At 70.9% G+C, this 22,045-nt stretch carries 19 protein-coding genes; 12 read left to right on the top strand and 7 right to left on the bottom strand.

Features of this window, described 5'->3' with window-relative positions; translation table 11 throughout:
• Positions 1 to 159 precede the first annotated feature (159 nt).
• Positions 160 to 999: a hypothetical protein gene (locus ABT063_RS22745; RefSeq protein ID WP_351059199.1), complete on the top strand. Its 840-nt coding sequence runs from the start codon at positions 160 to 162 to the stop codon at positions 997 to 999.
• 80 nt (positions 1,000 to 1,079) lie between these two features.
• Here ABT063_RS22745 and disA read toward each other — a convergent pair whose 3' ends face one another.
• Both disA and radA read right to left on the bottom strand, forming a co-directional pair.
• Positions 1,080 to 2,204 carry a DNA integrity scanning diadenylate cyclase DisA gene (gene disA / locus ABT063_RS22750; RefSeq protein WP_124440171.1) on the bottom strand — a complete coding sequence of 375 codons (1,125 nt, stop codon included), beginning with the start codon at positions 2,202 to 2,204 and terminating at the stop codon, positions 1,080 to 1,082.
• A gap of 81 nt (positions 2,205 to 2,285) precedes the next feature.
• Complete coding sequence (gene radA / locus ABT063_RS22755) at positions 2,286 to 3,695, bottom strand: DNA repair protein RadA (protein WP_351059200.1); 1,410 nt, start codon at positions 3,693 to 3,695, stop codon at positions 2,286 to 2,288.
• Positions 3,696 to 3,935: 240 nt separating this feature from the next.
• Here radA and ABT063_RS22760 point away from each other — a divergent pair, with 240 nt between their 5' ends.
• Complete coding sequence (locus ABT063_RS22760; RefSeq protein WP_351059201.1) at positions 3,936 to 5,702, top strand: BACON domain-containing protein; 1,767 nt, start codon at positions 3,936 to 3,938, stop codon at positions 5,700 to 5,702.
• Positions 5,703 to 5,720: 18 nt separating this feature from the next.
• On the opposite strand, the gene ABT063_RS22765 is transcribed toward ABT063_RS22760, so the two are convergent.
• On the bottom strand, positions 5,721 to 6,587 hold the full coding sequence (locus ABT063_RS22765) for a DUF3109 family protein (RefSeq protein ID WP_351059202.1): 867 nt from the start codon (positions 6,585 to 6,587) through the stop codon (positions 5,721 to 5,723).
• A 107-nt stretch (positions 6,588 to 6,694) separates the two neighbouring features.
• Between ABT063_RS22765 and ABT063_RS22770 the strand changes: the two genes are divergently transcribed.
• The 4 genes from ABT063_RS22770 (at position 6,695) to ilvD (ending at position 11,190) form a co-directional block, all read left to right on the top strand.
• Positions 6,695 to 7,627, top strand: a complete 933-nt coding sequence (locus ABT063_RS22770) for a Ppx/GppA family phosphatase (protein ID WP_351059203.1) — start codon at positions 6,695 to 6,697, stop codon at positions 7,625 to 7,627.
• A 123-nt stretch (positions 7,628 to 7,750) separates the two neighbouring features.
• Positions 7,751 to 8,572: a sugar phosphate isomerase/epimerase family protein gene (locus ABT063_RS22775; protein WP_351059204.1), complete on the top strand. Its 822-nt coding sequence runs from the start codon at positions 7,751 to 7,753 to the stop codon at positions 8,570 to 8,572.
• Positions 8,569 to 9,174, top strand: coding sequence for a TetR/AcrR family transcriptional regulator (locus ABT063_RS22780; protein WP_351059205.1), 606 nt, complete (start codon positions 8,569 to 8,571; stop codon positions 9,172 to 9,174). Before ABT063_RS22775 ends, ABT063_RS22780 begins: the two co-directional genes overlap by 4 nt.
• Before the next feature lie 162 nt (positions 9,175 to 9,336).
• Complete coding sequence (ilvD, locus tag ABT063_RS22785) at positions 9,337 to 11,190, top strand: dihydroxy-acid dehydratase (RefSeq protein WP_351059206.1); 1,854 nt, start codon at positions 9,337 to 9,339, stop codon at positions 11,188 to 11,190.
• Between the two features lie 58 nt (positions 11,191 to 11,248).
• On the opposite strand, the gene ABT063_RS22790 is transcribed toward ilvD, so the two are convergent.
• Positions 11,249 to 13,369: a serine/threonine-protein kinase gene (locus ABT063_RS22790; RefSeq protein WP_351059207.1), complete on the bottom strand. Its 2,121-nt coding sequence runs from the start codon at positions 13,367 to 13,369 to the stop codon at positions 11,249 to 11,251.
• 180 nt (positions 13,370 to 13,549) lie between these two features.
• On the opposite strand from ABT063_RS22790, the gene ABT063_RS22795 reads away from it, so the two are divergent.
• From ABT063_RS22795 to ABT063_RS22805, 3 genes are all read left to right on the top strand, one after another.
• A complete protein-coding gene (locus ABT063_RS22795; protein ID WP_351059208.1) occupies positions 13,550 to 13,876 on the top strand; it encodes an SH3 domain-containing protein in 327 nt (108 codons plus the stop codon).
• A 53-nt stretch (positions 13,877 to 13,929) separates the two neighbouring features.
• Complete coding sequence (locus ABT063_RS22800; protein ID WP_351059210.1) at positions 13,930 to 14,436, top strand: EamA/RhaT family transporter; 507 nt, start codon at positions 13,930 to 13,932, stop codon at positions 14,434 to 14,436.
• 721 nt (positions 14,437 to 15,157) lie between these two features.
• Complete coding sequence (locus ABT063_RS22805; protein ID WP_351059211.1) at positions 15,158 to 15,928, top strand: class I SAM-dependent methyltransferase; 771 nt, start codon at positions 15,158 to 15,160, stop codon at positions 15,926 to 15,928.
• A gap of 29 nt (positions 15,929 to 15,957) precedes the next feature.
• Here the strand turns inward: ABT063_RS22805 and ABT063_RS22810 are convergent, their stop codons facing one another.
• Complete coding sequence (locus tag ABT063_RS22810) at positions 15,958 to 17,478, bottom strand: SulP family inorganic anion transporter (protein ID WP_351059213.1); 1,521 nt, start codon at positions 17,476 to 17,478, stop codon at positions 15,958 to 15,960.
• 252 nt (positions 17,479 to 17,730) lie between these two features.
• Between ABT063_RS22810 and ABT063_RS22815 the strand changes: the two genes are divergently transcribed.
• The 3 genes from ABT063_RS22815 to proC all read left to right on the top strand — a co-directional run bounded on the left by ABT063_RS22815 (position 17,731) and on the right by proC (position 20,371).
• Positions 17,731 to 18,600 (top strand): ABC transporter ATP-binding protein, encoded by an 870-nt coding sequence (locus ABT063_RS22815; RefSeq protein WP_502990866.1) that lies wholly within the window; start codon positions 17,731 to 17,733, stop codon positions 18,598 to 18,600.
• A complete protein-coding gene (locus tag ABT063_RS22820) occupies positions 18,597 to 19,406 on the top strand; it encodes an ABC transporter permease (RefSeq protein WP_351059214.1) in 810 nt (269 codons plus the stop codon). Before ABT063_RS22815 ends, ABT063_RS22820 begins: the two co-directional genes overlap by 4 nt.
• A gap of 152 nt (positions 19,407 to 19,558) precedes the next feature.
• A complete protein-coding gene (gene proC / locus ABT063_RS22825) occupies positions 19,559 to 20,371 on the top strand; it encodes a pyrroline-5-carboxylate reductase (RefSeq protein ID WP_351059216.1) in 813 nt (270 codons plus the stop codon).
• A gap of 44 nt (positions 20,372 to 20,415) precedes the next feature.
• Here the strand turns inward: proC and trpS are convergent, their stop codons facing one another.
• Positions 20,416 to 21,447 (bottom strand): tryptophan--tRNA ligase, encoded by a 1,032-nt coding sequence (gene trpS, locus ABT063_RS22830; RefSeq protein WP_351059218.1) that lies wholly within the window; start codon positions 21,445 to 21,447, stop codon positions 20,416 to 20,418.
• Positions 21,444 to 21,620 carry a hypothetical protein gene (locus tag ABT063_RS22835; protein ID WP_351059220.1) on the bottom strand — a complete coding sequence of 59 codons (177 nt, stop codon included), beginning with the start codon at positions 21,618 to 21,620 and terminating at the stop codon, positions 21,444 to 21,446. Before ABT063_RS22835 ends, trpS begins: the two co-directional genes overlap by 4 nt.
• Positions 21,621 to 22,045: the final 425 nt, after the last annotated feature.

Raw genomic sequence — 22,045 nt, forward strand, 5'->3', positions numbered from 1 at the left:
CGGCGGGGCGATACCGTCACAGCTTGCGATCGTCGTGTGCCTCCCCTGACGAAAGACAGGGGTGGGACCGCCGGTTCCGGGATGATGATCCGGAAAAGTTGTGATCGGTGGCGGCGGGTGGGGCCTGCGAAGTGGCCGATCTCTCGTACAGTTTGCGCCGTGGGATCTCTGCGCAATCCGGTCGGGCCGCTTCCCTCCTCCATCTACTGGCGACGGAGGGTCGTACTGGTGTCTGTGGTCGCCCTGTTGGCGCTGCTGGTCACCTGGATCGTCACCTCGGGCGGCGGAGGCGACAAGAACGACGCGGGCGGGTCCGACGGCAAGAATCCCTCCCCTACGACGATCACACCGGGACCGTCCGGCTCCGGACCGGCGATCAGCCAAGCGCCGGGCGGACGCGACGAGTCGAGCGGCGGGAGCTCCGGCGGATCGGGGTCCGGGTCCGGCGGCGGTGGTACGGGCCCCGGGTCGGGGGACGGCTCCGGTGGCTCCGGCTCCGGCGGCACGGACGGCGGCGGTTCCGCCGGAGGCGGCACGGAGGGCGGCGCGGGCGGAGGCGTCGGTACGGGCGACACGCTCCCGGCGAGCTCACCGCTGCCCAACTGCACCGCGAGCATCGTGCAGTTGACCGTAGGCAGCCTGCACAACAGGTACTCGCCCGGCCAGACGCCCACGCTGGAGCTGACCGCGAAGAACTCCTCCGCCAACGACTGCAAGGTCGATCTCGGGCCGAAGAACGCGGTGTTGACGATCACTCGGGCCGGTGCCGACGACGACTACTGGTCCTCCGCGGACTGCCCCAAGGTCTCCGACAGCCTGGTGTTCCGGGTGCCTGCCGGCAGCAGCATCACGTACAGCGTGCCGTGGGACCGCAAGCCGAGCGCTCCCCAGTGCGCGACGCCTCCGGCGGGGTCGGCCGGGGCGGGGACGTATCTGGTGGAGGCGAAGACACCCGGGTTCGGGACGGCGCAGGCGTCGTTCGTGCTGGACAGCGACTAGCCGTTGGCAAGGTGCTGTTGCTTGGCTGGGCACCCGGCGTTGGTGCCCACAGCCAGGCCGCACAGGCCGCAGACGCAGACCTAGACGTACCGCTCGAGGATGGAGCTCTCCGCCAGTCGAGACAGCCCCTCCCGCACGCTCCGCGCCCGGGCCTCCCCGACCCCGTCCACCGTCTGCAGGTCGTCCACGCTGGCGGCGAGCAGCTTCTGCAGACCGCCGAAGTGTTCCACCAGCCGGTCGATGATCGCTCCCGGCAGCCTCGGTACTTTCGCCAGCAGCCGGAAGCCGCGCGGCGACACCGCCGAGTCCAGCGTCTCCGGCGAGCCGGTGTAGCCCAACGCCCGTGCCACCGTCGGCAGTTCGAGGAGCTCCGCGTGGGTGAGGGCGTCGAGCTCGGACAAAGCTTCCTCGACCGTGCGGGAGCGCTTGGCCGTGGGCTCGGGGACGTAGTCCCGGACGACCAGCTCGCGCTCGGGCTCCACGCCCGCGATCAACTCGTCGAGCTGGAGGGCCAGAAGACGCCCGTCGGTGCCGAGCTCCACCACGTACTCGGCGATCTCCGTGGCGATACGGCGCACCATCTCCAGGCGCTGGGCCACGGCCGACACGTCCCGGACGGTCACCAGGTCCTCGATCTCCAGCGCGGACAGTGTGCCCGCGACCTCGTCGAGGCGGAGCTTGTACCGCTCCAGGGTCGCCAGGGCCTGGTTGGCGCGGGACAGGATCGCGGCGGAGTCCTCCAGGACGCGGCGGTGGCCGTCGACGTACAGCGCGATCAGGCGCATGGACTGGGAGACGGAGACGACGGGGAAGCCGACCTGCTTGCTGACCCGGTCCGCCGTGCGGTGCCGCGTGCCCGTCTCCTCCGTCGGGATCGTCGGGTCGGGGAGCAGCTGGACACCCGCCCGGAGGATCTTCGACAGGTCGGAGGACAGCACGATGCCGCCGTCCAGCTTGCACAGCTCTCGCAGGCGCGTCGCGGTGAACTCGACATCCAGGACGAATCCGCCCGTACACATCGTTTCGACCGTCTTGTCGGAGCCGAGCACGATGAGGCCGCCGGTGTTGCCGCGCAGGACTCGCTCAAGGCCGTCGCGCAGGGGAGTGCCGGGTGCCACGGCGCTCAGTGAGGCGCGCATCAGGCCATCGGCACCGGAACTCCCACCGGACTTTCCGGGAGCTGCTGCCCGGTCGTTGGCTGCCACTGCACTCCTCCGGTCGCAGGTTCTGGGTCGCTCCCGTCTCGCACACGTGGTTCGTACGGACGGGCGAGACCAGGGCAAAGTCTACCGGCGGTCCTCCTCGTCCCGTGGGGCCTCTCTACGACGCGAGCGCGGAAGGACCCTCAGGGCGTCCCCTATGTCCGCGACTTCCAGAACCTTCATGCCTGCCGGGATCTTGCCCGGATCGCCCGGTACCAGGGCGTGAGTGAAGCCCAGACGGTGGGCTTCGGCGAGCCGGCGCTGCACGCCCGTGACCCGTCTCACCTCGCCCGCGAGGCCCACTTCGCCGATCGCGACGAGGTTCTTGGGCAGAGGTGTGTCGCTCGCCGCACTCGCCAGGGCGAGGGCGACGGCCAGATCCGCGGCCGGCTCCGACAACTTCACACCGCCGACCGTCGCGGAGTAGATGTCCCTTTTACCCAGGGCGCTGATCCGTCCGCGCTGCTCCAGGACCGCCAGCATCATCGAGACGCGGGAGGTCTCCAGGCCGGACGTGGTCCGCCGGGGGCTGGGGATCTGGGAGTCGACGGTGAGCGCCTGGACCTCGGCCACCAGGGGGCGGCGGCCTTCCAGGGTGACGGTCAGACAGGTGCCGGGCACCGGCTCGGCACGCCGGGTCAGGAACAGGCCGCTCGGGTCGGTGAGGCCGGTGATGCCCTCGTCGTGCAGTTCGAAGCAGCCGACCTCGTCCGTGGTGCCGTAGCGGTTCTTGACGCCCCGCACGAGCCTGAGGCGTGCGTGCCGGTCGCCCTCGAAGTGCAGGACGACGTCCACGAGGTGCTCCAGCAGGCGCGGGCCCGCGATGGCGCCGTCCTTGGTGACATGGCCCACAAGGAGGGTGGACATCCCACGCTCCTTGGAGGCCCGGATCAGCGCCCCCGCCACCTCGCGCACCTGTGCCATGCCGCCGGGGGCGCCGTCGATCTCCGGGGAGGCCACCGTCTGCACGGAGTCGAGGATCAGCAGGGACGGCTTCACCGCGTCCAAGTGGCCGAGCACGGTCGCCAGATCCGTCTCGGCGGCGAGATACAGGTGGTCGTCGATGGCCTTGATCCGGTCTGCGCGCAGCCGGACCTGGCTCGCCGACTCCTCGCCGGTCACATAGAGCGTGCGGTGTTCGTCACTCGCCGCCTTGGCAGCCACGTCCAGGAGCAGGGTGGACTTGCCGACGCCGGGCTCGCCCGCGACGAGGACCACCGCACCGGGCACCAGCCCCCCGCCGAGCACCCGGTCCAGCTCGGGCACGCCGGTGGAGCGGGCGGTGGCCTGACGGCCGTCGACTTGGCCGATGGGCAGGGCGGAGCTGGTGACGCGCCCCGGCGTCGTCGTACGGACAGCGGGCGCGCCGTACTCCTCGACCGTCCCCCATGCCTGGCACTCGGGGCAGCGGCCGAGCCACTTCGCCGTCTGCCAGCCGCATTCGGTGCAGCGGTAGGACGGTCGGTCCTTGGCGGTCTTCGTACGGGCAGCCATGCGGAAACCGTAACCGCGACCACCGACAACGCGGGCCACGACCCGGTCACGACCCGGCCACCCCGCAGGACCCGGCGGCCCCACGGACCCCGTTCACCCCGTGCGAATCAGCCCCACCCGACTCGAACGAGCCGCGGAATCCGGCGTTCCTGTCCCCTTATGAGGGATCGTTTCACCCGTACGGAGTAAATGCGTGCGACGAGGGAGAAGGGCTGGTCCGGAGCCGCCTACCGTCCACGGATGATGAGCAGCAGTCCGGAGACCTCGACCCGCTCCACCGGCGCACACAGGGCGCACCGGGAGGGCCGTGACCGCGCGGCGGCGCGCACCCTGGCGCAGCGCACGCCCGCGCGCTACGAGCCGTACCTGGACGGCCTGTTCACCTACTGCCTGTCCGTGCTGTGCGACCACGACGCGGCCGCCGCCGCCCTGTGCGACGCCCTCGCCCTCGCCGAGAAGCGCCGCGGCCCGGACGCGGCAGGGGACCGCAGGGCGTGGCTGTACGCGCTGGCCCGCTGGGCGTGCCTGCGCAAGCTGGCCGAGGCCAAGCAGAAACGTCAGGCCACGCACGCGGCGGGCCGCGGCAGCGCCGACCGGCGCCAGGCCGCGCAGCCCGCCACGCCGCCGGACTCCGAGGAGGTCCAGGAGCAGCGCCGGGGCGAACTGGCCCTGCTCGCCTGGCCGGAGGCCGCAGGCACCACCCCGGAACAGCGCGAGGCGCTCGAGCTCGCCGTGCGCCACCACCTCGCCGTCCACGAGGTGGCCGCCGTCCTCGGGATGGACCTCGCCGCCGCCCGCGAACTGCTCGCCTCCGCCGCCTGCGAGGTCGAGCGCACCCGCGCGGCCCTCGCCGTCGTCGAGACCGGCAGCTGCCCGAGTGTGGCCCGCCTCACCGGCGACAACCAGCTCGTGCTCAGCGCGACCCTGCGCCGCGAGCTCGTCCGGCACGTCGACGACTGTCCGCGCTGCCGCCGTACCGCCGAACGCGCGGTCCCCGGCCGCTGGCCCGGCGCCGCCGTCACCCCCGCCGAGCTGCCCGTTCTCGACGCGCCCCGCGCCGCCCTGCACGTCGCCATGGCACACGGCCCGCGCGCGCGAGGCACCGCGCCCCGCTTCGACCGGCGCGGCTTCCCGGTGGACCCCAAGGACCGCGCCGCCCGAAGAGACCGCCTACGCGCGCGTGCCGTCACCACGACCGTCGTCGCCACCGTCGTGGCCGCCCCCGTGCTCGCCCTGTGGGCCGCCTACCGGGGCACACCGACCGGCGAGGGCACCGACGGTCACTCCGCCAGCGCCGGCGAGGTGACCGGCCCCGGCATGCTCGACGGCGAAGCGGTGGACGGCGGGTATTACGAGAACGCCGGCAACGCCAGCCTCCGCCCCGGCGGCCGCTTCACCAAAGGCGGCAAATCCGATGTCTCCGTGGAGGTCGTCAGTGTCACCGGCGCCGGCCGGAAGGGCGCCGGGCACCTGGAGGTGGCGGCCGGCAACAGGGGCGACACCACGCTCGTCACCCTCACCGCGACCGGCTCCGCGCCGGTGCGCTGGTCCGCGAGCACGGCGGTCTCCTGGCTCTACTTCAGCCAGTCGTCGGGAACGCTCCTGCCGGGCGAGTCGTTGACGATCAAGGTGTACGTCGACCCTCTGCGCGAGCCGTCCGGGCCCTGGACCGCACAGGTGGCGATCGCACCGGCCGGCGCCGTCGTCACCATCGAGGGCTACGGCACCGCACCCAGCCCCTCCGATCCCGGCCCCGGGCACGGCCACCACCCCGGTCCCGGCAGCCCCAGCACCCCGCCCCCGTCCGACCCGGACCCGACGACCCCGCCGCCGACGAACCCCACGAACCCCACCCCGAGCGACCCGCCCCCGTCTCCCGACCCGGAGCCCACACCCACCGACCCCTCGCCCACCGACCCCTCGCCCACCGATCCCACGCCGGCCGACTCGGGCGGCTCGACACCGCCGCCCACCGAGGCCGACGACCCGAGCCCGTCGAGCACGTAGGAACTCGTAGAACGCGGGTCAGTCCACGGGATCCGCCGGATGCGGTGCCAGCAGCGGCAGCTGCGAGGCCAGCCGCTCCTCGCACAGCTCGACCAGGCGGTCGTACCCCGCCTTGCCCATCAGCTCGATCAGCTCCGGCCGGTAGGAGACGTACACCGGATCGCCCGCGCCGTGCGCCGAGGTCGCCGACGTGCACCACCAGTGCAGGTCGTGTCCGCCCGGGCCCCAGCCCCGGCGGTCGTACTCACCGATCGACACCTGGAGCACGCGCGTGTCGTCGGGCCGGTCGATCCACTCGTACGTGCGCCGCACCGGCAGCTGCCAGCAGACGTCCGGCTTGGTCTCCAGCGGCTCGCGGCCCTCCTTCAGGGCGAGGATGTGCAGCGAGCAGCCCGCGCCACCCGCGAACCCGGGCCGGTTCTGGAAGATGCACGAGCCCTGATAGGGGCGGGTCTGCCGGTCGCCGTCCTCGTCCTGTGAGATCCAGCCGCTCCGCAGGCCCTCGTCGTGGTGCTGCCAGATGTCCGGAGTGAGCCTGGCCACATGCTCGGCGACCCGCTTCTCGTCGTCCTCGTCGGAGAAGTGAGCGCCCAGGGTGCAGCAGCCGTCGTCCGCGCGGCCCGCCTGGATGCCCTGGCAGCCGCTGCCGAAGATGCAGTTCCAACGCGAGGTCAGCCAGGTCAGATCGCATCGGAAGACCTGCTCGTCGTCCGCCGGATCAGGGAATTCCACCCACGCGCGCGCGAAGTCGAGCCCCTTCTCGTCGGCCTCCCCGGCCCGCTTCGACTTCTTCGGTGCTTTCGCCTGCGAAGAACCCTCGACCGTTTTGGTCTTCTTGGGCGTCTTGGCCGCCTTTTCGTCCTTCGCCTTTTTCGTCTTTGGCACCCGTCCAGGGTAAGTCGCCCGAGGCCGGACCAGGCACAGTGTCAGGGGCAGGTCAAGAACCAGCTCCGGGGGCCGCTGACGGCGCAGGTGGCAGTAGCGTTCCGTCCATGAGACTCGGTGTCCTCGACGTGGGATCGAACACGGTGCATCTGCTGGTGGTGGATGCGCACCCGGGCGCGCGCCCGCTGCCCGCGCACTCGCACAAGGCGGAGCTGCGCCTGGCCCAACTTCTCGACGACGACGGGGCGATCGGCCCCGACGGGGTCGAGAAACTGATCACGGTCGTCCAGGAGGCGCTCCAGGCCGCCGAGGACAAGGGCGTCGAGGACCTGCTGCCGTTCGCGACCTCCGCCGTACGGGAGGCCACCAACGCCGACGACGTCCTCGCGCGCGTGCAGGCCGAAACCGGCGTCGAACTCCAGGTCCTCACCGGCGCGGAGGAGGCCCGGCTCACCTTCCTCGCCGCCCGCCGCTGGTTCGGCTGGTCCGCGGGCAAGCTGCTCGTCCTCGACATCGGCGGCGGCTCCCTGGAGATCGCCTACGGCATCGACGAGGAACCCGACGCGGCGGTGTCGCTGCCGCTCGGCGCGGGCCGCCTGACCGCGTCCTGGCTGCCCGGCGACCCACCGGCCCCGGAGGACATAAGGGCACTACGACGGCACGTCCGGGCCCAGATCGCCCGTACGGTCGGCGAGTTCAGCCGCTTCGGCGCCCCCGACCACGTGGTCGCCACGTCCAAGACCCTCAAGCAACTGGCCCGCCTGGCCGGCGCCGCCCGCTCCGCCGAGGGCCTCTACGTCCAGCGCGAACTGAAGCGGGAGTCCCTGGAGGCGTGGGTGCCGAGGCTCTCGGGCATGACGACGGACGAGCGAGCCGAGCTGCCGGGCGTCTCGGAGGGCAGAGCCGGCCAGCTCCTCGCCGGCGCCCTGGTCGCCGAGGGCGCCATGGACCTCTTCGGTGTGGAGAGCGTGGAAATCTGCCCATGGGCCCTGAGGGAGGGTGTGATCCTACGGCGACTGGATCACATGGGCTCGGTGTAGAGACCCAGGGGCGCGGGGAACTGCGGGATCAACCACATACAACCCGCACCCGACCGTGGCAAAAACCACAACGGCGAACAGGCCCCCGCCCAACCGCCGGAGGCACCCCGTACTCTGTTCCCCGTGGTGGAACCAGTCCGCATCCCGGATGCGAAGGTCGCCCTGTCCACGGCCTCCGTCTATCCGGAGACGACGGCGACGGCCTTTGAGATCGCCGCGCGTCTCGGGTACGACGGCGTCGAGGTCATGGTGTGGACCGACCCCGTCAGCCAGGACATCGAGGCGCTGCGCAGACTCAGCGACTACCACCAGATCCCGATCCTGGCCGTACACGCCCCCTGCCTGCTCATCACGCAGCGCGTGTGGTCCACCGACCCCTGGGTCAAGCTCCAGCGCGCCCAGGCGGCCGCCGAGAAGCTCGGCGCGACCACGGTCGTCGTCCACCCGCCCTTCCGCTGGCAGCGCCAGTACGCCCGCGACTTCGTCACCGGAATCTGGCGCATGGCGAACGAGACAGATGTGCGGTTCGCCGTCGAGAACATGTACCCCTGGCGCTACCGCGACCGCGAGATGCTCGCCTACGCCCCCGACTGGGACGTCACGAAGGAGGACTACCGCCACTTCACGATCGATCTCAGCCACACGGCCACGGCCCGCTCCGACGCGCTCGAGATGGTCGACCGGATGGGCGGCCGCCTCGGCCACGTCCACCTCGCCGACGGCAGGGGCTCGGCCAAGGACGAGCACCTCGTCCCCGGCCGCGGCACCCAGCCCTGCGCCGAGCTGCTGGAACGTCTCGCCCTGACCGGCTTCGACGGCCACGTCGTCATCGAGGTCAACACCCGCCGGGCGATGTCGAGCGCCGAACGCGAGGCCGACCTCGCCGAGGCCCTCGCCTTCACGCGCCTGCACCTGGCCTCAGCGGTGAAGGTGCCCCGGCGGTGAGCGACGCCACTGCGCGCAGGCGGGGCCGGCCCCCTCGTACGGAATCCGCCGACACCCGCGACCGCATCCTGACCGCGGCCCGCGAGGAGTTCTCCGAGCGTGGCTACGAGAAGACGTCCGTACGCGGCATCGCGAAGGCGGCCGGTGTGGACTCGGCCCTGGTCCACCACTACTTCGGCACCAAGGAGCAGGTCTTCGAGGCGGCCGTCGAGGTGGCCTTCGCGCCCGCGCTGAAGGTGCGGGACGCCGTCGTGGAGGGCCCTCTCGACGACGTCGGCGAGCGCATGACCCGCACCATCTTCGGCCTCTGGGAGAACCCCGTCACCCGGACCCCGCTGCTCGCGATCGTCCGCTCGGCCTTCAACAACGAGAGCGCGGCCGCCGTCTTCCGCCGCCTGGTCTCCACGCAGCTGCTGCGCCGCATCGCCGGGGAGCTCGACGCCCCGGACGCGGAGCTGCGCGCCGAGCTCGCGGCGGCGCAGCTCGTGGGGATCGCCATGCTCCGGTACGTGATCAAGGTGGAGCCCCTGGCCTCGGCGGACGTGGAGCAGCTCATCGCGCGGGTGGCGCCGGTGGTGCAGGGGCATCTCACCGGCCCTTGATCCAAGCCGCCACCTGGATGAGATGTACATCCCGCATTCCGGACAAGGTGTCCGCCCCTTGGAGCAACCGGCGTACGCTCGACTCAGTCAGAAATCCCAGAACTCCCGAAATCCCAGAACTCCCGAAATCTCTGACAGCTGTCTCTGAAGGAGCGAGCGACGATGCCCGAGCTGAGGTCCCGCACAGTCACCCACGGCCGCAACATGGCGGGCGCCCGCGCCCTAATGCGCGCCTCCGGTGTACCCGGTGCGGACATCGGCCGCAAGCCGATCATCGCGGTCGCCAACAGCTTCACCGAGTTCGTGCCGGGCCACACCCACCTGCAGCCGGTGGGCCGGATCGTCAGCGAGGCGATCGTCGAGGCCGGCGGCATCCCGCGCGAGTTCAACACGATCGCCGTCGACGACGGCATCGCGATGGGCCACGGCGGCATGCTGTACTCCCTCCCCTCCCGCGACCTGATCGCGGACAGCGTGGAGTACATGGTCGAGGCGCACTGCGCCGACGCCCTGGTCTGCATCTCCAACTGCGACAAGATCACCCCGGGCATGCTGATGGCGGCCCTGCGCCTGAACATCCCGACGGTCTTCGTCTCCGGCGGCCCGATGGAGTCCGGCCGCGCCACCCTCGTCGACGGCACGGTCCGCACGCTCGACCTGGTCGACGCGATCTCCGACGCCGTGAACGACAAGATCTCCGACGAGGACATCCTCCGTATCGAGGAGAACGCCTGTCCGACCTGCGGCTCCTGCTCCGGCATGTTCACCGCCAACTCGATGAACTGCCTGACGGAGGCCATCGGCCTGTCCCTCCCCGGCAACGGCTCGGTCCTGGCCACCCACACGGCCCGCAAGCAGCTGTATGTCGACGCGGCCCGCACGGTCATGGACATCACCCGCCGCTACTACGAGCAGGACGACGAGACGGTCCTGCCGCGCAACATCGCCACCTTCTCCGCCTTCGAGAACGCGATGGCCCTGGACATCGCGATGGGCGGCTCGACGAACACGATCCTGCACCTGCTGGCGGCGGCCCAGGAGGCGGGCGTCCCCTTCGGCCTGGAGGAGATCAACGACGTCTCGCGCCGCGTGCCCTGCCTGGCGAAGGTCGCCCCGAACGTCGCGAAGGACCGCACGTACTACATGGAGGACGTGCACCGTGCCGGCGGCATCCCGGCCCTCCTCGGCGAACTGCACCGCGCCGGCCTGCTGAACGAGGGCGTCCACGCGGTCCACAGCCCGTCCCTGGCGGACTGGCTGAAGACCTGGGACGTCCGCGGCGGCTCACCCTCCGCGGAGGCCGTGGAGCTGTGGCACGCGGCCCCGGGCTGCGTTCGCTCCGCCGAGGCCTTCTCCCAGTCCGAGCGCTGGGAGGCGCTGGACGAGGACGCCGAAGGCGGCTGCATCCGGAGCGTTGAGCACGCCTACTCCAAGGACGGCGGCCTCGCGGTCCTCAAGGGCAACCTGGCGGTCGACGGCTGCGTGGTGAAGACGGCCGGCGTCGACGAGTCGATCTGGACCTTCGAGGGCCCGGCGGTGGTCTGCGAGTCGCAGGAAGAGGCCGTCGAGAAGATCCTCAACAAACAGGTCACCGACGGTGACGTCGTCGTCATCCGCTACGAGGGCCCCAAGGGCGGCCCCGGCATGCAGGAGATGCTCTACCCCACGTCCTTCCTCAAGGGCCGCGGCCTCGGCAAGACCTGCGCCCTGATCACGGACGGCCGCTTCTCCGGCGGCACCTCGGGCCTGTCCATCGGCCACGCCTCCCCGGAGGCGGCCTCCGGCGGCACCATCGCCCTCGTCCAGGACGGTGACCGCATCCGCATCGACATCCCCAACCGCACGATCGACCTGCTGGTCGACGAGGCCGAGCTGGCGCGCCGCGAGCAGGCGCTGGGCGGGGTGTACGCCCCTCAGAACCGGGACCGGAAGGTCTCGGCGGCCCTCCGGGCGTACGCGGCGATGGCGACCAGCGCGGACAAGGGCGCCGTGCGGGACGTCAGCAGGCTGGGCTGAGGGTTTCGTAAAGGGGCCGTCCCTTCGGGGGCGGCCCCTTCGCGTGTCACCGGTGTCATCAGTGTGACCAGGCGGACGGGTCACTTCCGCTCACGCCGAAGACCGTCCCGTCAGGGGCCCCCGCGTACACGTGACCGTCGGCGATCACGGGCGTCGGCACCGTACCGGCGACCTGGTCCGCGTTCTTGGCGAACCGCGGTGGTGTCTGCCCGACGAGCCTGCCGTCACGGGCATCCACGGCGAGCAGCCGCCCGTCGGGGGCGGTGACGTACACATGCCGCCCATCGGAGACCGGTTCCGATCCCCGGGTCACGGCCGTCTCCAGGCGCCACCGCTGCTCACCCGCGGCCATGTCGACGGCCACCAGCGATCCGCCGGACCCCATGAGATACACCAGGTTCCCGCGTACGGTGCCATCCGCCTGTGCCAGCGGAAGGGGCAGCGTCACCCGCCGCGATGCCCCGTCGTCCGGTGTGTAGCGCACCACGGCCCTCGCGTCCCCGTAGACCGCGTCGACGGAGACGAAGAAGACCGCCCCGCCCGCCGTACCGACCGGCTTCAGCCTCCCCTTGAGCTGTGCGTCCCACCGCACGTCACCCGTGTCCGGGTCCACCGCGGTGACCCGCGTGCTCGTCCCGTCGGCGGACGTGCTCGTCGTGTACGCCAGCGGATCTCCGGGGAAGGAGACGAAGTACGGCGCTTCGTGCCCCGGTATCCGGTGGCTCCACTTCGTGTCGCCGGAGGCGCTGTCCACACCGGTGACCGTGCCGTCGACGCCGGTGAGCAGCAGCGCGCCCGCCGCGTACGCCAGCCCGCTGTACGCGGGTACGTCCTGCCGCCAACGCATCCGGCCCGAAGCGGGATCGAGCGCCTCCAGGCGCCGGCTCCGGTCCAGCGCGGGCTGTACGAGACCGCCCGACAGCACCGGCTGTGCGCTGCGCGCCTCGGTGACGGTGTGCCGCCACAGCAGGCGGCCGTCGGACGGATCGAGGGCGAAGACCAGCCCGGACCGCGCACAGAGCAGCTTCCCCGCCCCGTACGAGCACTGGGGCGTCCCCTTCTCGCCCTTGGGCGCCGGCGTCGCCTCCCACGGACTGAACCCGGCCGAGATGGCGGGCGGTGTGGGCCCGCTCTTCGACGTGCTGCCGGGGTCGCCCGTCAGCTGCACCGCGGCCAGCGTGACGATCGCGGCGAGACCCAACGCCCCGGCCCCGAGAGCCACCGGTCTGCCCAGGCGTCTCTTGGGCCGCGGTGCGGGCGCCTCGGCACGTGGCTCGGGCTCGGGCTCGGCCTCCGGCTCGGGCGCATCCACCGTCCGCTGCGCCGGTATGAACGCCTGCGTGTCGTACGAGGCCGCCACCGACCGCAGCTCCCGCATCAACTCGTCCGGCGTGGGCCGGTCCTCGGGCTCCTTGGCGAGACAGCGCAGCACGAGCGGCGCGAGGTTCTCCGGTACGGCGGTCAGGTCGGGCTCGTCGTGCACGACCTGGTAGGCGACGACGTACGGACTGTCGGAGTCGAACGGCCCGCGCCCCGTCGCCGCGTGCACCATCACGGACCCGAGCGCGAAGATGTCGGCGGCGGGCCCCACCTCACGCGGTCGCCGGAACTGCTCGGGTGCCATGAACGGCGGCGTGCCGATCAACTTCCCGGTCTCGGTCCGCAGTTCGCTGTCCTTTGGCCGAGAAATGCCGAAGTCGATGACCTTGGGCCCGTCCTCGGCGAGCAGCACATTGCTCGGCTTGAGGTCCCGGTGCACCACGCCGACCCGGTGGATGTCGCGCAGCGCCTCGGCCAGTCCGGCCATCAGGCGGCGCAACTGGTCCGCGGCCATGGGACCGTTCCGCTTCACGTGATCGGAGAGGGTCGGCCCGGGGATGAACAGGGTGGCCATCCAGGGCCGTTCGGCCTCCGGATCGGCGTCGACGACAGGCGCGGTGAAGGCACCGCTCACCCGCCTGGCCGCGCCCACCTCCTGCCGGAACCGCCCCCTGAACTCGGGATCCCTGGCGAACTCGGCATGGACGACCTTCACCGCGACCTTCATCCCCGAAGTGCTCCGGGCGAGGTGCACCACTCCCATGCCGCCGGAGCCCAGACACGACTGCAGGCGGTAGTGACCGGCGTATTCGGGAAGTTCCGCTTCCGCGCCCGCTCCGGTGTTGCGCTGTGGCGCCATGGAACCACCCCCGTGCTCTACGTCCGCGCGCGCGACGCACGGAGCCTAGTCGATGACTCGTACGAGGCAGAGGCGGCTTGCTAGCCTCTCTGTACGAATCACGGACATGTGTTTCATGGCGTGATTCGGGGGAATCAACGGGATCCCATGGCAGTCATGGGGTCAAACGGGGGAGGTTTCATGTCTGTTGACCGTGTCGAAGAGAGAACCGAAGAGGCTGCGGGTACCGAAGCAGAGGCCGTCACCACCACGGCCCTGCGCTACTACTCCGTCGCGCCGGGCGTACGCCTCAACGTCCGCAGCGGTCCCGGCACCAACTACACCGTCGTCCGCGTCCTGCCCGAGGGCGCCAGGGTCCCGATCTTCTGCCAGGCACCGGGGACGAGGGTGACGGGTCCGTACGGCACGTCGAGCATCTGGGACAACATCGACAACGGCGAGTACGTCTCGGACGCCTACGTGAACACGGGCAGCGACGGCTACATCCGCCCGCGCTGTTCCGTCTGATCGTCTCTGATCCCGACCGGAGCCCGCGGGCCGCCCAGCGCGATAATCAACGGGTGAGCGACGAACATCCCACCCCACCCACCCCCGCGGGCTCCACCGGCGACCCCCGCCCGGAGCCACTCCGCTTCTTCGGCACCACCTGGGTGAACCACGACCACGGCTACACACGCCGCCGGATCGCCGCGTCCGTCGGCTCCCTGGCCGCCACGGCCGTCTCCCTCCTGGTCCTCCGCTTCGCCTACGAGGGCATCCAGATCGCGGCCATCGGCGGCTTCGTCACTGTCCTGGTCGTCGCCATGTTCGCGATCTGCAGCGCCCTCGCCTTCCGCCACACCTGGGACGGCTTCAGCAGACGCCCCGACCCCGACCGCCAGGCCTCCCTCCGCGGCCTGCTGGCCATCGGCTTCGTCGGCTCCCTCCTCGCGTACTTCGTCCGCTCTCTCACCGAGGCCCCCGGTGAGAAGCTCCACCGCGAGGAATACGAGACCGCCCTCGAACAACACGAGAAGCGCACAACCCGCCGCACCCGCAACCCATCAAAGAAGCGCCGCAAGACATAGCCCGGGCCTGCTCACTACACAGAGCCGGGCCCACCCACAACACCTGCTCACCGCCGCTCACCCCCACCCCGCCGCCGCTCCAACCACTGCCTCCGTCAGCCTGCGGGCTACCGCCCCGCCCCGCCGCGGGACCGCTCTGTCGCACGCCAGATCTCGCGGCCGCCGATGCCGTCAGGCTCTGCGGGAGTTGCCCTGGCCCCGCGTCACGCTGCGGGCTCTGCTTCCCCGCCCGGCTGTCAGTCAGCGTGCGCTACTCTCGCCCGCCATTCAGGCTGCGGGCTGCCGATCCTGTCCCGCTGCGGGTGTGCTCTGGGTGCGTGCCAGGCCTCGCGGGCCGCCGATGGCGTCAGCTGGGGTAGGGCCTCGCCCGGCGGTCAGGCTGTGGGCGCCGCCCCGCCTCCGCCTCTCCGTCCCGCGTCAGGCTGCGGGCTGCCGATCCCGTCCCGCTGCGGTCAGCCGACGGCGTCAGGCTGTCGCGCTGCCCCCGCTGGTCGTCAGGCTGCGGGGGCAGTCGTGCCGCTGGGCGGCTCTCCCGACCCACAGAAGGCGGCACCCCATCAGCGCCGGGCTGCGCGACCCACCCCCGCCCAGCCCGCACGCCGGGTCACCGGGAACGTGGGGTGCCTGGACCCCCCACCCCACCCCGGCCCAACCCGCCGGCACCCCCGCCTCTCACCAAAAACTCACCGCCACTGACCCACACCCCCGCCACCATGACCGTATGACGGCTTCCTTCCACGCCACCCGCGCCCACTCCTTCAACGCCGCCGCAGCCCAGTACGCCGCCAACCGCCCCTCCTACCCACCCGCCCTCTTCGACGCAGTCGAAGACCTGTCCGGTCGCCCCCTTGCCGGCGCCCGGGTCGCGGACATCGGCGCCGGCACCGGCATCGCGACCGCCCTCCTGCACGCCCGCGGCGCCGACGTCATCGCCGTGGAGCCCGGCGACGGCATGGCGGCCCAGTTCCGCCGCAGCCACCCCGACATCCCGATCCTCAAGGGCAACGGCAACACCCTCCCCCTGGCCACCGCCTCCCTCGACTTCCTCACCTACGCCCAGGCCTGGCACTGGACCGACCCCACCCTCGCCGTCCCGGAAGCCCTCCGTATCCTGCGTCCGGGCGGCGCGCTCGCCCTGTGGTGGAACACCGACGCCCTCGACGTGCCGTGGATCGCCGAGGCCGCCGCCCGCATCGGCCGCCACTTCGGCATCGACACCGCCGCCGAGAGGAAAGGGGCCGCAGCCGACACCCAGGCCGCCGATCCCACGGGCCGCCTCGACTTCGGCCGCCGCCAGGTCCGCTGGAGCCGCCGAGTCCCCATCGACACCCACCTCGCCAACATCGGCAGCCACTCGCTCTTCCTGATCCACGGCGAGGAGACGAGCGCCGCGTTCCTCGCCGAGGAGCGCCAGCACCTGATGCGAACCTTCCCCGACGGAATCGTCGAAGAGGTCTACGACGTCGACCTGCTCGTCGCCATCAACACCTGACGCACACCAACCAGAAGCGGCTCGCGGCTCTACACCGCCGCACTCCCGCTCGCCGGCTGCACGACGCCGTACTCCTGCTCGCCACCAGCCCCCGACGGCGTACCCCCGACGGCTCCACGACGCCGCACCTCTTTCTCCGCCACCAGCGCCTGCCCGCGCGCGGCGGCCCACCCCTCCAGGGCCGCCGCACACGCGTGGTCCACATGCCGCAGCCCACCCAGCTCCAGCCGCACCTCCCGATCCCGCGGCAACGCCTCCAACGCGTCCAGCAGCTTCGGCAGCCGCAGGAACGTCGCATGCCCCCACACCCGTACGACGATCCCCGCCTCCCCTTGGTCCTCGGTCTCCACATGCACATGGCTGATGTCCCACGCGGTCTTCGCCACAGCCAGGGCCAGCCCCACCAACACGCCGTCGAAGAGATCCCCGACCACAATCGCGCCAGCAGTCACCCCCAGCACGGCCACCTCCCCCCGATGCCCACGCCACAACTCCCGCGCCTCATGCACCGGCACGAGCTTGCACCCGGCAAGCACCAGCAGCCCCGCCAGCGCCGCAACCGGTACCAACCCCAGCACCCCGGGCACCACCACCGTGAACACCAGCAACCAGACCCCGTGCAACACCCGCGAGGCCTTGGTCCGCGCCCCCGCCTGCACATTCGCCGCACTCCGCACGATCACCGCCGTCATCGGCAGCGCCCCCAGCACCCCGCACACCGCGTTCCCCGTCCCCTGCGCGATCAGCTCCCGGTCGTAATCCGTCCGCGCCCCCGTATGCAGCCGGTCCACCGCCGCCGCGCTGAACAACGACTCCGCCGACGCGATCAACGCGAAGGCGACGACGGTCCCGATCACTCCAACTTCCATCAGCCGCCCGAAATCCGCTCCCTCCGGCACCCGCACCGCATCGACCAGCCCCCGCACCTCGACCCGCCGCACATCCAGGTCGAACACCCCGGTCACCGCGGCCGCGAGAGCCACCGCCACCAGCGGCGCAGGCACCACCCGCGCCCCCCGCCGCCACCGGGGCCACAAGAGCGATACAGCAATGGTGGCAGCCCCCACTGACAACGCCGCCGGATCCACCCGCCCCGGCAGCGACACCAGCCCGGCGAGCTTCCCGAGCCCGCTCGCCGGCGCCGCCGCATCCCCCAGGGCATACAGTTGCCCGGCGACCAGCACGAGCCCGATCCCGGCGAGCATCCCCTGCACGACGGCCGTGGACACAGCCCGGAACCACCGCCCGAGCCGCAGCACCCCCAGCCCCACCTGCACCACTCCGGCCCCGAGCACCAACACCCCGAGCACCTCGACGCCGTATCTCTGCACCGCCTCGTACACCAACACGGTCAGCCCCGCCGCCGGCCCGCTGACCTGCAGTCTGCTGCCGGGCAACGCCCCGGCGACCAGCCCGCCCACGATCCCGGTCACCAGCCCCAGCTCGGTGGGCACACCCGAAGCGAGGGCGACGCCCACACAGAGGGGCAGCGCGACGAGGAACACGACGAGGGACGCGAACAGATCGGCCCTGCCTACGGCACAGCGCATGAGAACAGCACCTCCGGTTGCGGACGTGGTGAGCGGGAGATGCCTGGGCGCCGAGCAGGGGGAGGACGCGGCGGGCTGAAGTCCATTGTCGTCGTGGCGAGTTGCTCAGACAGCCGGGTTCATGCGGCCAATCGGGTGATCCGGAGGTGTATGAACCGGATCGCCCGCCTCCGAGCACCCCGTCGCGCCCCTGCGCTGCCGAAAGCGCACCTCCCTTGACGGCACCCAATCCACGAGAGGATTATTCATCATATGATGAATTACGCGCCCGACCCACCCGACAAGGAAGCAGCCAACAAAGCCGGCAAGAAGGGCAAGGAGATGCCCCGCACCCACACCACCTCAGCCACCTCTGCCTCCACCTCCGCCGTCCGCGCCCAAGACCTCACCGTCGTCCGCGGCCCGCGTACCGTCCTGCGCGGCCTCCACTTCACCGTCCCGCGCGGCCAGATCACCGGCCTCCTCGGCCCCTCCGGCTGCGGCAAGTCGACCCTCATGCGAGCGATCGTCGGCACCCAGGCCAAGGTCACCGGCACCCTCGACGTCCTCGGCCGCCCCGCCGGCCACCCCACCCTGCGCACCCGCATCGGCTACGTCACCCAAGCCCCCTCCGTCTACGACGACCTGACCGTCCGCCAGAACCTCGACTACTTCGCCGCGATCCTCGACCCAGGCCACACGTCCGCGGACCGCCGCCACGAGACCGTCACCCGAGCCATCGCCGACGTGGACCTGACCACCCACGCCGACGCCCTCGCCGGCAACCTCTCCGGCGGCCAGCGCAGCCGCGTCTCCCTCGCCGTGGCCCTCCTCGGCACCCCCGAGCTCCTCGTCCTCGACGAACCAACGGTCGGCCTGGACCCCGTCCTCCGCCGCGACCTGTGGAACCTCTTCCACGACATCGCGGCGCAGCGAGGGGCGACGTTGCTCATCTCCTCCCACGTCATGGACGAGGCCGAGCGCTGCCACCGCCTCTTCCTGATGCGCGAGGGCGAGATCCTCGCCGACGACACCCCGGACGCCCTCCGCACCCGTACGCACTCCGAAACGGTCGAGGAGGCATTCCTGCACCTCGTCGACGAGGCCGTCGCGGCCGACCGCACGAAGGAGACAGCACGATGAGCACGAGCACGAGCGCGAGCACGACGGACACACCCGGTACGACGATCAGGCCCGCCCCCACCAGCGCCCTGAACGCCTCCCGCACCATCGCTACCGCGACCCGGGTCTTGCGCCAGCTCCGCCACGACCCGCGCACGATCGCGATGATGATCCTGATCCCCTGCGTGATGCTGTTCCTGCTGCGCTACGTGTTCGACGGCAGCCCGCGCACCTTCGACAACATCGGCGCCTCCCTCCTCGGGATCTTCCCCCTGATCACGATGTTCCTGGTCACGTCCATCGCCACCCTGCGCGAACGCACCTCGGGCACCCTCGAACGCCTCCTCGCCATGCCCCTCGGCAAAGGCGACCTCATCGCGGGCTACGCCCTGGCCTTCGGCACCCTCGCGATCATCCAGTCCGTCCTCGCGACGGGTCTGGCGGTCTGGTTCCTCGACCTGGACGTCACGGGCAGCCCCTGGCTCCTCCTCCTGGTAGCCCTCCTCGACGCACTGCTCGGCACAGCCCTCGGCCTCTTCGTCTCGGCCTTCGCGTCCTCGGAATTCCAGGCCGTCCAGTTCATGCCGGCGGTGATCTTCCCCCAACTCCTCCTCTGCGGCCTCTTCACCCCCCGAGACAACATGCACCCCGTCCTGGAAGCCATCTCCAACGTCCTCCCCATGTCCTACGCGGTCGACGGCATGAACGAGGTCCTCAAGCACACCGACATGACGGCCAACTTCATCCGCGACGCACTGATCGTGGCGGGCTGCGCGCTGCTGGTCCTGGGCCTGGGAGCCGCAACACTGCGACGCCGGACGACGTAGCCCACCCCGCCCGTCCGGCGCTTGAGGACGAGGCCGTTCAGGCCGAAGGGGGCTGGGGCCGACGTCCCGCCCACCGGACACCCAAGCCGCACCCGCGCCCACGGGTGCGAGGATGAACCCGGACGACGCACCCCCCGGAGGGCACCCCAGCCATGACCCAGAAAGTCGCAGTCCTCGGCACCGGCAAGATCGGCGAAGCCCTGCTCAGCGGAATGATCCGCGCCGGCTGGGCCCCGGCCGACCTCCTGGTCACCGCCCGCCGCCCCGAGCGAGCCGAAGAACTCCGCACCCGCTACGGAGTCACCGCGGTCACCAACCCGGAAGCCGCCAAGACCGCCGACACCCTGATCCTCACGGTCAAACCGCAGGACATGGGCACCCTCCTCGACGAACTCGCCCCACACGTCCCTGCCGACCGCCTCGTCATCAGCGGCGCCGCAGGAATCCCCACCTCCTACTTCGAGGAGCGCCTCGCCAAAGGCACCCCGGTCGTTCGCGTCATGACGAACACCCCCGCCCTCGTCGACGAGGCCATGTCCGTCATCTCCGCCGGCACCCACGCCACCGCCGACCACCTCGCCCACACCGAGGAGATCTTCGGCGCCGTAGGCAAGACGCTCCGCGTCCCCGAGTCCCAGCAGGACGCCTGCACCGCCCTCTCCGGCTCCGGCCCGGCGTACTTCTTTTACCTGGTCGAAGCCATGACGGACGCCGGCATCCTCCTCGGCCTGCCCCGCGACAAGGCCCACGACCTGATCGTCCAGTCCGCGATCGGCGCCGCCACCATGCTCCGCGACAGCGGCGAACACCCGGTCAAGCTCCGCGAAAACGTCACCTCCCCCGCGGGCACGACCATCAACGCCATCCGCGAACTCGAGAACCACGGCGTACGAGCCGCTCTCATCGCCGCCCTCGAAGCCGCCCGCGACCGCAGCCGCGAACTGGCCTCCGGCAACAACAGCTGACGCCCCGCCGCCCCCGCCCGCCCGGGGGCGGCGACCCGCCACCCCTATCCGGCAGCCACGTCCATCACGGTCTCCGCGGCAACGGCCGGCAACAGCCCGATCGCCCGATACGCGGCATCAACCGTCGGCCGCGCCATCGCCCGCGCCCTCTCAGCACCATCCCGCAGCACCCCCTCCACAAAGCCAGGATCCGCGCACAGCTCCCTGTGCCTCTCCTGCACGGGCCTCAAGACCTCGACCACAGCCTCCGCGGTGTCCGTCTTCAAGGCGCCGTACGACTCATATACACCGCTCAGGTCCGATGGGTTCCCACCCGTGCACGCCGCGAGGATCTCCAACAGATTCGCGACACCCGGCCGTGCCTCCCGGTCGTACACGACATCCCGCCCACTGTCGGTCACGGCCCGCATGACCTTCTTGCGCACCACGTCCGGCTCATCCAGCAGATAGACGATCCCCGGCCCCGAGTCGTCGCTCTTCCCCATCTTCGACGTCGGCTCCTGCAGATTCATGACCCGAGCCGCCACCCCCGGACGCGTCGCCCGAGGCACCACGAACGTATGCCCGTACCGTTGGTTGAACCGCACCGCCAGATCCCGGGTCAGCTCCACATGCTGAACCTGATCGTCCCCGACCGGAACCTCATCGCTCCCGTACGCCAGGATGTCCGCCGCCATCAGCACGGGATACGTCAGCAGCGACAGCCGAACGCTCCCGCCCCGTTCCCGCTCCCGCGCGGCCTTCTCCTTGTACTGGATCATCCGCCGCATCTCGCCGTCCGTGGCCACGCACTCCAGCACATACGACAGCCGCGCGTGCTCATCCACATGACTCTGTACGAACACGGTGCACAGCTCCGGATCCAGCCCCGTCGCCAACAGCAAAGTCGCCGCCTGCCGACTCAGCCGTCGCACCCGCGCCGGATCATGATCGACGGTCAACGCGTGCAGATCCACGATGCAGAACAACGCCTCGGCCTGGTGCTGGTCGACGGCAACCCACCGGCGCATGGCCCCCAGGTAGTTCCCCAGAGTCAAATGCCCGGTCGGCTTGATCCCACTGAAGACCCGCGTCATCTCTCCCTCTCCTTCTGGTCGAGCCGGCCACCTCGGCCGGCCGGCTGCCCCTCGGAGTTCTGGAGGGAGAAACAAGAACGGCCGCCGAGGAGGCGGCCGTTGAGTGCATACGTGAGGACGGCCGCCGTCAGGCGGCCCACCACAGCTGGGTGCACGTACGCGTCGTCATGCACCTCAGGCTACGCCTCCCCTGCACTGCCCGGGCCGAAGTTGACACACCTGGACCCGGTCCGTACTGTTCTCCGAGTTGTCCGACGTGAGCGCCGACCCCGGTCGGTCCCCGGACAGCCATTCCGCAAGTACCAGCCGCACTCGACGACAGTCGTTCTGCCGTCGTGTCATTGGCATGCGTATTTGCGAAATGAGGAATCTGCGCCCGAAAGGACGCAGCCCCCGATTAGCGTCGGGGGCGGGGAATCCGCTAAAGTCTCACTCGTCGGAACGGCCCAACAGCCGCGAAGACAACTCCCGCTGACTGGGAATCGGATCGGAAAAGGATCTGATAGAGTCGGAAACGCAAGACCGAAGGGAAGCGCCCGGAGGAAAGCCGCGAGAGAGTCTCTCGGGTGAGTACGAAGGAAGCGTCCGTTCCTTGAGA

The sequence above is a fragment of the Streptomyces sp. NPDC002838 genome (assembly GCF_040295365.1).
Taxonomy (GTDB): Bacteria; Actinomycetota; Actinomycetes; order Streptomycetales; family Streptomycetaceae; genus Streptomyces.